Raw genomic sequence first — 13,395 nt, forward strand, 5'->3', positions numbered from 1 at the left:
ATTGTTAAATATGAATTATTGAACATTGGTTGTGACTAATTAATGGCTATTATCAATTAATAGTTGTAATGACTTTAAAATGACCGTACATTATTTACGGTCATTTTTCGCTCTACTGCTTTACGCTTTACCGTTTTTTGCTTTACTATCATCGCGGATGATCACAGTGGTGCATGATTCAGTACGACTACTAAAACAATATAGTAGCTCTCCCTTTAGTCACTCACCCTTGTTATCGCTAACTTCCCATCTGCTAACTTGTGGCCTGCGTCGCCAGTAGTTTATCAACTTAAAGAAGTGATTATGCAATATCCCGCTTGGAAATACTTACTCATCACCGTCGTGCTCATCATTGCCGGTCTATATGCGGCTCCTAACCTCTATCCTGATGAACCTGCCGTACAGATTACCAGTGCAGCAGCTGGTACGCAGCTGTCTGAAGGTATCTTGACTCAGTCTCAAAGCTTGCTCGAAGAAGCAGGCTTGAACAATCATGATGGTACCTTTGAAGGCAATAGTGCGCTGGTGCGTCTCGACAATCCCGTCGATCAGCTAAAAGCTCAGGAAGTGCTGCGTCAGAATCTAGGCGAGGACTATGTGGTCGCGCTGAACTTGGCACAGACTACTCCTGAGTCGCTACGTGATATCGGTGCAAGACCCATGAAACTCGGGCTTGATTTGCGCGGTGGTGTGCGTTTCGTGCTAGAAGTGGATATGGACAAGGCGCTCGAACAACGCTTAACCAGCGCCAGTCGTGATATGCGCCGTGACCTACGTGCTGAACGTATTGCAGTTAAAGGCATCAAAACAGAAAAGCGTGGCGTGGTGCTGCATTTTTCTGATACTGATACCCGTAACCGTGCGCAAAACATCCTGCAAGGCTCTATGGGTAACACATTCTCCTTACAGTCTTCTATTGATGAGCAAGGCCCTGCCCTGATTTTAGCTTATAACGATGCAACCTTAGACGAAATCAACAGCTACGCGGTCAACCAAAACTTGACTACTCTACGCAATCGTATTGCTGAGCTTGGGGTTACTGAGGCCTTGGTACAATCACAAGGCGCTAGCCGTATCGTGGTTGAGCTACCGGGTGTACAAGATACTGCAGAAGCAAAACGTGTCCTTGGTCGTACGGCAAACCTTGAGTTCCGTATGGTCGCTGAAGGCGCTGAAAATTATATGGGCGGTATTCCGCCTGCTGGTACCGAAGCATTTCCATTTGAAACGCTTGATGGTCCACCAGTATTGCTAGAGCGTCAAGCGATTGTCACCGGTGACAAGGTTACGAACGCGCAGACAGGTATTGATGAAAGCGGCTCACCTGAAGTAAGCATTACCCTAGATAGTGCTGGTGGTAAGCTGATGCAAAATGCCACGCGTACGGCTGTCGGCAAACAAATGGCGGTGCTGTTTATTGAAAATAAACAACGCATTACTTATGAAGAAAATCCAGCAACTGGTGAGACCGTCGAAGTACGCACACCATATGCTGAGACTAAAGTTATCAACCGTGCCAATATCCAAGCGGTACTGGGTTCTTCTTTCCGTATTACTGGGCTTGATAGCAGTGCTGAAGCCGCAGAGCTTGCGCTATTGTTACGTTCAGGCGCATTGGCAGCCCCGATGTATTTCGTTGAAGAACGCACCATTGGTCCATCATTAGGCCAAGAAAATATCGATAAAGGCCTATTCTCTACCCAAGTGGGTTATCTACTGGTCTTCGCCTTTATGATTATTTTCTATCGCTTATTTGGGGTGATTGCTAATATTGCCCTAGCGATTAACGTCATTATCATTATTGCCATTATGTCAATTTTGGGCTCATCACTGACCCTACCCGGTATTGCCGGTATCGTCTTAACCATCGGTATGGCGGTCGATGCCAACGTGCTGATTTTTGAGCGTATACGTGAAGAGCTGGCAAACGGGGTCAGACCAAAATCCGCTATCGTGGCAGGTTTTGATCGTGCCTTTAGTAGTATTTTCGATGCCAACATCACCACGTTATTGGTCGCCTTTATCTTATTTGCGATTGGTACGGGTCCGATTAAAGGCTTTGCGGTTACCCTCGCGATTGGTATTGTCAGCTCACTATTTACCGCGATTTTGGTAACCCGTGCGCTGGTACAACTTGCTTACGGTAAGCGTAAATCTATCAAACGTCTGAGCATCGGTTAGGAGAAAACTATGGCCATCGATAATAACAACCCTTTAGAACAACAGAATAACCCCGAACCGAATGGCTCAAATGGCGAAGCTAGTACGCGCCGCCGTAAAAAACCGCGCCGTGATGGTAAAGGCAGTAATACCCAAAGCAATAAGACTTCTAAGACGAGCTTGAGTAAAAATAAAACCCGTCGCGCCGGTAAAGATGCGGGTAAAGACAGCCATGCATTGGCCACGCAAGCAATGGATCCTAATCTAAATAATTTAGACATAGGTGACGCTGAAGAAATGCAGCAGCAGAAGCTGAAGGTGGCATCAAAGCCATTGGCGATCAACGTATCATCCCATTTATGAAGTTAGAAAAGCCGATGGCACTTCTATCACTGCTGATGGTGATTGGTAGTATTATCGCCATTGCCGTCAATGGTCTAAATCTAGGTCTTGATTTCACCGGCGGGGTTTCAGCAGATGTACGTTATGAGCAGCCTGCTGAACAAGTCGAAGTGGTTAAAGCGTTGGCTGATAATGGTTTTGATGATGCTGTCGTGCAGTATTTAGGGACGCGTCAAGAGCTTTTAGTACGTCTACCACCACAGTCTGACAACGTCGACGGACTTAATGCCAGTCTGAGTAAAGCGTTGGCACTGCCTAATAATAATGTTGAAATCAGTAATGTTAATATTATCGGTAGCCAAGTAGGTAATGAAGTTTACCTAAACTCTGTCATGTCGCTGGTATTGGCATTGGCCTGTATGCTTGGTTATGTTGCCCTACGCTTTCAGTTTAAGCTGGCGCTTGGTGCCGTATTGTCGCTATTTCATGATGCTATCGTGACCATCGGGGTCTTTGCATTATTTGGCTTCCCATTTGACTTAACGGTCTTGGCGGCTATTTTGGCCTTGATTGGTTATTCATTGAACGATACGATTGTCGTCTATGACCGTATCCGTGAGAACTTCCGCCGTGTCCGTGGTATCACGCCGCGTCAAACGGTTGATTTGTCATTAACAGAGACGCTACGCCGTACGATTATGACTATCTCAACCGTACTATTGGTTGTCCTCGCGATGTTATTCTTAGGCGGTGATGGTCTATACTGGTTCTCAGTGGCGCTCTTTATCGGTTTACTTGCAGGTACCTATTCATCGACTTATATTGCAAGCTCTATTCCTTTAAGAATGGGTTTATCACGTGATGACTTTATCGTTAAAGTAAAACCTGAGTTTGAAGAAGAAATCGTAACCTTTAATGATCCAAAAATGTATGAGCAAGATTAATGCTTACCTCAAAGGTAATAATTAGACCCTTTAATTATTAAGCTGCTAGTTATTAAGCTGATAAGCGTTATCCTGACAAAAGCACCTACACCCTAGGTGCTTTTGTCTTTATATTATTTATATTTTAAAGTTATGTAAAAAGTGATTACTAAACTTCTCTGCCTCGTTATATAAGCGACTAAGCTATGTCATCTACCTTGCCGCCAAGTACTATGCCGCCTATCGATACTCGCTATGCGCGCACTATCGCCATCGCCTTGCCAGTATTATCGGCCAACCTTGCGATGCCACTACAAAGCGTCATTGATACAGCGATTGTCGGTAATATGAATGACACCGCTAAGCTTGCTGGGATGGGCTTAGCCATACAGCTGCTGTCTTTAATACTGGTCAGCTTTAACTTTTTGCAATATGCGTCATCAGGACTGTCGGCACAAGCATTGGGGCAACTGGCTAATAAAGATGCCCCTAACAATAACAATGCGCCATTAAACGCGTCTAACCGAACACCATCACCGCTGTTGTCGATTTTGCAACGGGCTTTATTATTGGCCTTTATGATTGGCGCGGTTTTACTTATCGCAAAACCTTGGCTGATTGATTTTGGCTTGCAAGCGCTCTCCGCCAACCCTGACAGCGGCAGCGCGGCAAAGACTTATTTAGATGTACGTTTTTGGGGCGTTATCGCTGAGCTGATGAACTTTGCGTTTATAGGCTGGTTTGCTGGTCAAGGTAAGACCCGCTACATGCTTTATCAACAAGGCTTTATCGCTATCCTTAATATCATACTGACCTTGTTTTTTGTTTATGTGATGCAAATGGGCTTGGTTGGGGTGGCGTTAGGTACGACAATTGCCTTTTGGCTTGGCGTAGTTTTGGCATTATGGCTCAGCCGTCGACATCTACAAATCTCTTGGCGAGCGTTATTGACCGCCAATAAAGAACACTTTACCAAAGATAAGATGCTTAGGCTATTTTCATTAAATAAAGACATTTTTATCCGTACGCTTATTTTAACGATAAGCTTTGCTTGGATTACCCGCCTGTCTGCCCAAAGCGGCGATGTCATACTGGCCGCCAACGCCATCTTATTGCAGGTATTAAGTATCTCAGCCTTTGCCCTTGATGGCGTGGCAGTCTCTGCAGAAACCTTAAGCGGACAAGCTGCTGGACGACGTGACTGGCCACGGTTTCGTATTATCGTCAAACGCACAGGCGTGGTTAGCTACGGGCTTGCCATTATGCTAAGTGCGATATGGTGGCTTGCCATGCCGACTTATTTGCAATTGATGACCAATATTGAGCCGGTGTTTGCGCTTGCTTATGACTATCACCTTTATGCCGTGCTACTGCCGCTCGTGGGCGTTGGCGCTTATTGGTTAGATGGGATATTTTTTGGTTTAACGGCAGGTAGTGTCATTCGTAATGCCGCGCTTATATTGGCGGTTATCTTTTTCCCCTTAAGTTGGCTACTGTACCAACAATGGGATATGACCGGCATCTGGCTGAGCGTTTGGTGCTTATTATTATTAAGATTGATTATCCTCGGTGGGTTTTTATATCGCGCCCATCAGACAGGCAGTTATGAAAAATTGCAGCCTGAAGCCTGATCATTAAGAGCATTTAGCTAAAATGATGCTTGTATGATGAATTTAAAAAAGAAGAAAAGAGACCATAAACGACAAATTAAAGTAAGAAAAAATTAGGATGTCACGTGAATACTCAATCAAATGAGATAAATCAAGATCAAGCCTACCATTACGATTGGGCGGAAGGCTTTAAAAAAAGCTTGCCAGTCGCCATGGGTTATCTGCCAGCAGGGATTGCCTTTGGTGTGCTCGCACAAGTGGCTGGTGTGCCGGTGTGGGCTACTATCATGCTAAGTGTGGTCTTATATGCAGGCGCGGCGCAATATGCTTGTCTGCCGATGCTGAGTGCTGGATTACCGATTGGCAATATCGCAACCAACATTGCTGCTATTAACTTGCGTCATGTCTTTTATGGCATGCCGTTATTACAATATTTGCCAAAAAACAAAATAGCCAAGACTTATTGTTTATTTGCCTTAACGGACGAAACGTTTTCAGTGATGACCAGTTTGCCAAACGAGTCGCGACAATCATTAATACTGCCTATTAGTCTGTTTAATCAAAGCTGGTGGGTATTAGCTGGTGCGATTGGCGTGATGATTGGCAGCGCATTAAGTGATTTAATACCGCATTTGGATTTTGCCTTGGTCTGTTTATTTGCGATTTTAGCTTATGAGCAATTCCAAAGTATCAAACGCTATTTCCCCATTGGTATTGCCGTCATTGCTTTAGTGATGGCCTCGTTCTTTACTAGCAACTGGCTATTATTGGTAGCGATTACGATTTGTATGCTGATGATTTTGGCACGTGGAGTTTGGGTGCAGCGCAGTGTGCAAGGAGGCAGCAATGAGCAGTAGTTATCTGATTTTTGCAACGTTCGCGATGGCCGCAGTGACGTTTATTACTCGCGCCCTGCCCGCCTTAATACCCAAAAAGCTACTGGATACGCCGTGGCTACATCGCTTAAATGAAAGCTTGCCGCTGTCTGTGATGGTATTGCTAATCTTAACCAGTCTTTCTTATCAAGGTTTGTCAGGCAATGCGAGTTTAAATAGCGCTGAAGTACATTTATTAATGGCACAAATAGGCGCGTTATTATCAGTATTAGTCGTTTATCATCTTAGCCGTCAGTTACTGGTCAGTATGATCGTCGGTATCGCTGCAATTAATGGCTTTTTATGGCTATTTACGCATTTTTTAGGCTGATTAAAGGTTTATTGTATATAGTAGATTAATTTTAAAAAAGATACAGCGCGACTGGGATGAATTTTTCGTAGCCTCTGTGATAACAGCAAGCGAGGAAAATTTATACCAGTCGCATGTGGCTGTTAATTCATCAATTTTATTTCACACTGACTACATTTATTTTTGCCCATAAAAAAGGCTGCAATCTCAATGATTGCAGCCTTTTTATTTTGCCATTATTTTAAGATATTTAGTCTTTTATAGCTCTTCTACGCCCATCATATCGACTGGGGTATCAGCAACGATTTGTACACCTTTTTTGCCAGTCTTGGCCGTGTCATTACGCTGCTCTTGTAGATGCTCAAGATAGGCTTCGTTAATTTGTCCAGTAATGTAGCAACCGTTGAACACCGCACAATCAAAGCCTTCGACTTTGCTATGCTTAGTATCTTTGACCGCTTCAATCAAATCGTCCAAATCTTGGAAAATCAAGCGGTCAGCACCGATAATCTCGCGTACTTCTTCAACGCTATGACCTGAGGCAATCAGTTCGCTACGCACTGGCATATCGATACCATAGACGTTTGGATATTTAACCGGCGGCGCAGCACTGGCAAAGAATACTTTACGGGCACCAGCATCACGTGCCATTTGGATAATTTCGTGACAGGTCGTACCGCGTACGATTGAATCATCAACTAAGAGGACGTTTTTACCTTTAAACTCAAGCGGTACCGCACTTAGCTTTTGACGCACTGATTTTTTACGTTGCTGCTGTCCTGGCATGATAAAGGTACGACCGATATAGCGGTTTTTCATAAACCCTTCACGGTATTTCACATTCATCTTTAGCGCCAGCTCCATCGCTGAGGTACGCGAGGTGTCAGGAATAGGAATGACCACATCGATATCATGATCTTCGCCCCATTCAGCAAGGATTTTATCGGCCAGTTTTTCACCCATACGTAGGCGTGATTTATAAACAGAGATATTGTCCATAATAGAATCTGGACGGGCAAAATACACATATTCAAAGATACAAGGCGTGTATTCTTTTTGCTCAACACACTGATAAGTATGTATTTGATGATCTAAATCGATAAAGATAGCTTCGCCAGGCTTAACATCACGAACAATGCTAAAGCCTGAACCCGTCAACGCTACTGACTCTGAGGCGACCATATATTCTGTGCCGCCATTGGCTGCCATACGCTTACCGTAAATCAGCGGACGGATACCGTTTGGATCACGGAAGGCTAGCAAACCATGACCAGTAATCAGGGCAACCACGCCATAAGCGCCTTCAATGCGCCCATAAACCGCTGTCACAGCTTCAAAGATATCAGCAGGCGTCGGATTGGTTTTATCCAAATTTTGCATCTCATGCGCAAGGACATTTAGCAACACTTCAGAATCTGAGTCGGTATTTAAATGGCGGCGATCTTCTTGATATAGAGACTTAGCCAGACTTTCAGCATTGGTCAAGTTACCATTGTGCGCAAGCGTAATACCATAAGGCGAGTTGACATAAAAAGGCTGTGCTTCGGCACTACTTGAGGTGCCAGCGGTCGGGTAACGGACGTGACCGATACCAAACTTACCCACCAGCTTTAGCATATGACGATTCATAAATACGTCACGTACCATGCCATTTTCTTTACGTAAATAAAGACGCCCGTCCTGTAAAGTCACAATACCTGCCGCATCTTGCCCGCGATGCTGCAACATGGTTAAGGCATCATAAAGAATTTGATTGACTGGCTCATGAGCTGCGACCCCAACGACTCCACACATAGTTGTATCCTATTTTGTACCACACATTGATAACACAATAACGGCATAACTGCTGACAAAGTTATGGAACACATTGCCTGCTACTTACCGCCAAGCTGACGATTTTTCTGACTAAAAATCTTATAGATAATCAATAAGGCCTATTATCCATAAGACAAGTTGTTGATGATTGATAGAGGTGTATTTTACGAATATTAAAGCTGATTGAATAGCTTTTTATGAGCACTGATGACTGATGATGCTTAGGACTGATTGACCTGATCCCACGCCAAGCCAAACATATCTGAGACCAGCTCTTTACCCATGGGGGCATAAGGCAGTAATTCAGGCGCGAGCACCGAGGTTTCCCATTGCGGCATTTGCACCAATAATGGCGCGCTGACGCTAAGAACCACTAAGACCATAAGGACGTTTTTTGCCGCCCCAAGTATCCCGCCCGCCACTTTATCAAGGATACCAAGACGTAAGGTTTTGAGTACTCCGGAGAATACGAATGCAACTAGGTGCATGATGGCTAAGATGGCAATCACAATCACTAAAAAAGCCATCGCCATTTGCAAAACAGGATTTTCTACCATACCTGATAATTGCGGCGCAACGGAACCCGCCAATCGAGTAGCAGCAATAAGTGCGATAAACCAACCGACCAAACCGACAGCTGTCTTAATCAGACCTACCTGAAAACCACGCCATAAGCCAATCAGAACAACCACAGCAATCACAATGTCTAAACCACTCATGTTTATCGCCTCATTTGCATCTTATATCGGGTATTTCAGTAAAGTTGAAAAGCTTGCAGTTTTAACAATCTTTAAAAGGATTAAGCTTCCATGGCATCGTAATAGCCACCGATAGATTGAATGCAAGACTGTACCAGCCCAGGCCCTTTATAAATAAGCCCTGAATAAAGCTGCACCAAATCTGCACCTGCCTCGATTTTCTTGACGGCTTTGGCGCCGCTATCGATACCGCCAACGCCAATCAACGCTACCTTACCATCCAGCTGATCGGAGAATTGTTGTAAAATTTGCGTACTAATGTGGCTGACCGGACGACCGGATAAGCCGCCTGCTTGGTCGCCATCGGGCAAATCTTCGACGCCTACGCGGCTTAAAGTGGTATTGGTAGCAATCAAACCATCAATCTCAAAATCCAGCAGCTGCTGGGAGATATAATCGACTTGTAACGGCTCTAAATCAGGAGCGACCTTTAACACCAAGGGCACATAAAAACCATATTCAGTTGCCAGCTGATTGTGGCGATTTTTAATGGTGTCTAATAATTGGGTTAACGCTTCACCGCTTTGTAAGTCGCGCAAATTTTTGGTATTCGGAGAGGATATATTCACGGTGATATAAGAAGCATGCGCATAAACACGCTCTAAGCAATAGACATAATCATCAGCCGCATTTTCAACCGGTGTTGCCGCATTTTTACCGATATTAATACCGATATTGCCTTTGTATTTGCAACGTTTGACGTTTTCAATCAGGTAATCAACGCCTTGATTATTAAAACCCATACGATTAATGATGGCATCGGCTTGCTTGATTCTAAATAGTCTTGGTTTGTCATTGCCGACTTGCGGCTTTGGCGTGACAGTACCCACTTCGATAAAACCAAAACCCAACTCTGCTAGCGCATCGATATAGTCGCCGTTTTTGTCCAATCCGGCAGCAAGCCCAACGGGATTGGCAAACTGCAAACCCATACAGTCGGTTGGCTGCATTGACTGACCATATACTAAGCCCAATACACGCGCTTTATGAGCTTTATCTAATAAAGATAAGGTCATCTCATGAGCGTGCTCGGGGTCCATATTAAACAAAAAAGGGCGAAGTAAGGCGTAAGACATAGTAATGACAGACCCTGCTTGAAAAGAAATGATAAATAAGAAAAACGAATGAGGTCAAGCGCTGCGATTATATCAGCTTAACTGAAATAAGACCAAAGTTTCATAGGACAAATTGCGCTAAATCATGCGAATAAACAATCGTTGATATTGCAAACGGACTCACTTAACCTAGTTAATGAGCTGATATCAAAAAGCATTTTTTATTTAAGTCTATTGTCTATCCGCCGCATTACTGCTTATTGATATCCATGCTTTTAGCTTACGGAACTGGGCGGCCATCAGCAAGCGCAATCCAACCGCGTACAATACGGTATAGATGCCAAATAAAAGTAAAGCCCATAATAATAAAGCCTAAACTGGCCAATAATACCGAGCCGATGGCAATATTATTACTGTCAGCAAACATACTTACGCCAAAACCACCTAAGGCAAATGTGATGATAAGCACACCAATAACAAAAAAGACGATGCTATACCAAAACGTTTTAATCTGCCAATCAAAATGGGTGGCAAGCCATGTATTATCAGCATCGCGGCGTTTGGCATAATTCATAAAGATAGGCACAATCCACAGCAGTCCCGCGGTAAAATAGCTGAGCACATAGAGCAAATACGTGATGTGATTATAGGTAATCAAAGAACGGCGCTTATTATCACTCATCGTATTATTGGGATTGTTTATCATACGGTCACTCGTTATATTCTGTGGCTAATAGCTATATTATTGTGGCAATTGAGCAAGGTTTCAATGCAGCATATTTTAAAATATAAAGGTACTTAAACATCAACTTGTTAGGTGTAAAAGTTGTTAGGCATACCTCTTAAGAAGTTACGGTCGCCTGTACCTGAATCGCTTTAGTGACCAAATCTTGCTGCATCGACAGTTGGGTAAATTGCCAACCTTGCTGCTCAAGCTTACCCAGTGCACCGCTCACCACCGCTTGACTTGGATGCGTAAAGCTTAATTGCACCGCATCGCCAGCAGCAATGACCTGCGCATCGGCAATACCTGAATTGTTTAGCAGCGCATTAATACTGCTAGCCGGCGGCATGGCATCTACGCCATCTGCACTACTAGCTGCATTTAACGCATTGCTGTCAACATTACCGGCTTGGGCACGTAACCAAAAATAATCGGCGACCTGCTCTTGATACTCATTTTTGCTAGCGTTTGCAGCTTGATGGACGCTATAGCCGCCATAGCCACCGACAAATAACAGCAAAAACACTGACAATAACAGCAGAGCTAATTGGTCGCGCGCAGACAATGCCTGCCAACGTGTCGCTAAAATACTTTGGTAACTACTCATGCGCACTGATAAAGCACCACTTCGAGGGTTAGTAGCAGTAGTGCTGCGTTTGGCGAGGCGCTGTAATCTTTTCATGGTTACCCTTTATTGCTGACGCTGCTATTGTTTGCTACCACATCAACGGTCACTTGACCACTAAACTGCCCTTGCTCATTGCCATTCACTTGTTCTAATTTGGCGTTTAAGCCTTGGGCGACAAGCGTATTGGTAAATTGATCAAGACTGCCACGGTCGGGCGCAATCAGTGTAAAGCTAAGCGCCGCTGGCTGCATGACTAACGCCTGCGCTCGTAATGACGACTGTTTAATCAACGGTGATATACGTGCCAATACCGCTATGTGAGAATCAGGCGCTTGGCTATCACTACGCAGTTTTGGTTGCACTTGCACTTGTAGCTTTGTGCGCGTACTAAGTGGCTCATTTGGAAACCAAGACTGATACTGGCTCGCAATCTCGGTTTTGGTTGCCGCGGTCGCCGCCTTATATTGATACCATTGCACCCCATCGGTCGCCATTTGCAATACCAATGCCGTCAGCGCGACCATCATCGCCACCCGTAGATACGGTGATAATTGCGAATCGGTTGATTTAATAAAAAAGTTCAGCGCATGACGTTCAGGATTTTCAAGCGGTTTAGGAGTAACGGGAAGCGTGGTTAATAGTAATTGATGCTCGGCAATCATTGCCGCTGTTTGAGTAGAGGCGCTGGCTGTGGTTGCAGGTTTTGTTAAATTAATACCAAGATCAGTACCAAGTTCTAATCCATCAGCAATGTTTTCAGCAAGACCGTTATTAGAAGCTTGATGAACAACGGCACTAGAGTCATCAAAGATGTCATCGATGGCTGGTAATAGCAGCACTTCGCTCAAATGCGGAAAACGCTCAAAGATTAAAGGCAAGTAACTGACTGCCATGCCTTGATGTAAGGATTGGCGCAGCAGTATGGTTTGTTGGTCTTGGTATAATATAATTTGCTGCCCTGCGCCCTCTTCTGGCGTTGGCAGTAATAAAAAGTCAGGCAGTAACGCTACGATGTTCATGCCAGCGAGCTTGGCGCTTTGCTGCCATGATTCGATATCGCTTTGAGCCAAAGCATAGAGATGATGGCTGGTATTTTCAGTCATTTGCCGAATGGCTAACTGCTCAACCGGCGTTAGAGAAGTTTCTTCAAATAAATACTGCTTACCGCTCATACCTAATTGTTTGAGCTGAGCAGTATTTAGCTCAGAATCTACTTGTAAGACATGGCTTGAGGGAAAATACAGACAAACAGATTTCTGGCTATTGGTTTTATAGCTACCATAAATATCATGCAGCTGTTGCCAGCCGTCAATCAATTGCCATTGCTTTATGTCTTCATGCCAGACCGCTAGAGGACTGTGCTGCGCTCTTAACCAAACATGTAACACCAAATGTGTCCTTAATTATCAAAGCTGTTGTTTAAAGCCATTGCTTATTGAAGCTGCCATTTAAAGCTACTGTTCATTAAAATGGTTATTCGTTAAAGCTGCGGTCTAGCAAAAATCTAGATAGTTTTACGAGCGTTTATATAGTCGATACTAAATAACATGGATACGTTATCTGACAAGGTGAAACTGGTACAAATTTTTCTAGCTTGCTGTGCCTACGCCGACAGAGGCTACAAAAAATTCATTCCAGTCTCACTGTGTCTTCTTAATATGGAGCTGACTATATATGGATCTGACTATATTGTTGATACTAATAAGGTTGAGCAGGAACAAAACGATCAATCTCGGTTGCCATACCTGTCATCACAAAATCCATCTCAAACACACGCGCTTCTGCTAAAGAGAACGACTCAGGATAATCACCCGTTAGCAGCCCTGCGATGTGAGCAACAATAGACATATGACAGACGACCACCAGACACTCTGCTTCAATATTACCAATATCGATGAGCGCCTGACGGGCATCGTCAGACGGCGTGATATTTTCTTGTATTTGTGAGGGCACGTTAGGGGCGCGTAACTGTAATGCCGCTAGCGTCTGCTGCGCTCTCTTATAAGGACTCACGACAAAACAGTCAGGTTGATAATGAGTGGTAATATACTCTGCCGTTTGCGCAGCTTGCTGCTGACCAAAATCAGTCAGCTGACGCGCACTGTCTGGGCGCGTTTCATCTTCTGCTTGACCATGACGTACTAAGATAATTTTCATAATCTTAACCACCTTGTTTGTTGCTTTTACCTGACTAT

General features: G+C 44.2%; 11 protein-coding genes and 1 pseudogene. 5 read left to right on the forward strand and 7 right to left on the reverse strand.

Annotated features, from left to right (window positions below; genetic code table 11):
• Nucleotides 1-303: 303 nt before the first annotated feature.
• The 5 genes and pseudogenes from secD (at nt 304) to JMX94_RS10830 (ending at nt 6,241) form a co-directional block, all read left to right on the forward strand.
• Nucleotides 304-2,181 (forward strand): protein translocase subunit SecD, encoded by a 1,878-nt coding sequence (gene secD / locus JMX94_RS10810; RefSeq protein WP_201565353.1) that lies wholly within the window; start codon nt 304-306, stop codon nt 2,179-2,181.
• Between the two features lie 9 nt (nt 2,182-2,190).
• Nucleotides 2,191-3,446 (forward strand): annotated as a pseudogene (gene secF / locus JMX94_RS10815) (protein translocase subunit SecF).
• Nucleotides 3,447-3,631: 185 nt separating this feature from the next.
• On the forward strand, nt 3,632-5,056 hold the full coding sequence (locus tag JMX94_RS10820) for an MATE family efflux transporter (RefSeq protein ID WP_201565354.1): 1,425 nt from the start codon (nt 3,632-3,634) through the stop codon (nt 5,054-5,056).
• A 104-nt stretch (nt 5,057-5,160) separates the two neighbouring features.
• Nucleotides 5,161-5,892 (forward strand): AzlC family ABC transporter permease, encoded by a 732-nt coding sequence (locus JMX94_RS10825; protein ID WP_201565355.1) that lies wholly within the window; start codon nt 5,161-5,163, stop codon nt 5,890-5,892.
• A complete protein-coding gene (locus JMX94_RS10830) occupies nt 5,882-6,241 on the forward strand; it encodes an AzlD domain-containing protein (RefSeq protein WP_201565356.1) in 360 nt (119 codons plus the stop codon). Before JMX94_RS10825 ends, JMX94_RS10830 begins: the two co-directional genes overlap by 11 nt.
• A 237-nt stretch (nt 6,242-6,478) precedes the next feature.
• Here the strand turns inward: JMX94_RS10830 and purF are convergent, their stop codons facing one another.
• The 7 genes from purF to JMX94_RS10865 form a co-directional block, all read right to left on the reverse strand.
• Nucleotides 6,479-8,014: an amidophosphoribosyltransferase gene (purF, locus tag JMX94_RS10835; protein ID WP_201565357.1), complete on the reverse strand. Its 1,536-nt coding sequence runs from the start codon at nt 8,012-8,014 to the stop codon at nt 6,479-6,481.
• Between the two features lie 242 nt (nt 8,015-8,256).
• A complete protein-coding gene (locus tag JMX94_RS10840) occupies nt 8,257-8,754 on the reverse strand; it encodes a CvpA family protein (protein ID WP_201565358.1) in 498 nt (165 codons plus the stop codon).
• An 80-nt stretch (nt 8,755-8,834) separates the two neighbouring features.
• A complete protein-coding gene (locus tag JMX94_RS10845) occupies nt 8,835-9,869 on the reverse strand; it encodes a quinone-dependent dihydroorotate dehydrogenase (protein WP_201565359.1) in 1,035 nt (344 codons plus the stop codon).
• A gap of 259 nt (nt 9,870-10,128) precedes the next feature.
• Nucleotides 10,129-10,554, reverse strand: a complete 426-nt coding sequence (locus tag JMX94_RS10850; RefSeq protein ID WP_201565360.1) for a hypothetical protein — start codon at nt 10,552-10,554, stop codon at nt 10,129-10,131.
• Nucleotides 10,555-10,690: 136 nt separating this feature from the next.
• Entirely contained in the window at nt 10,691-11,254 is a 564-nt protein-coding gene (gene gspM, locus JMX94_RS10855; RefSeq protein ID WP_201565361.1) for a type II secretion system protein GspM, read from the reverse strand.
• 2 nt (nt 11,255-11,256) lie between these two features.
• Entirely contained in the window at nt 11,257-12,588 is a 1,332-nt protein-coding gene (gene gspL, locus JMX94_RS10860) for a type II secretion system protein GspL (protein WP_201565362.1), read from the reverse strand.
• Between the two features lie 310 nt (nt 12,589-12,898).
• Nucleotides 12,899-13,357: a histidine phosphatase family protein gene (locus tag JMX94_RS10865; protein ID WP_201565363.1), complete on the reverse strand. Its 459-nt coding sequence runs from the start codon at nt 13,355-13,357 to the stop codon at nt 12,899-12,901.
• Nucleotides 13,358-13,395 lie beyond the last annotated feature (38 nt).

Origin of the sequence: Psychrobacter sp. CMS30 (assembly GCF_904846565.1) — a bacterium.
GTDB lineage: Bacteria > Pseudomonadota > Gammaproteobacteria > Pseudomonadales > Moraxellaceae > Psychrobacter > Psychrobacter maritimus.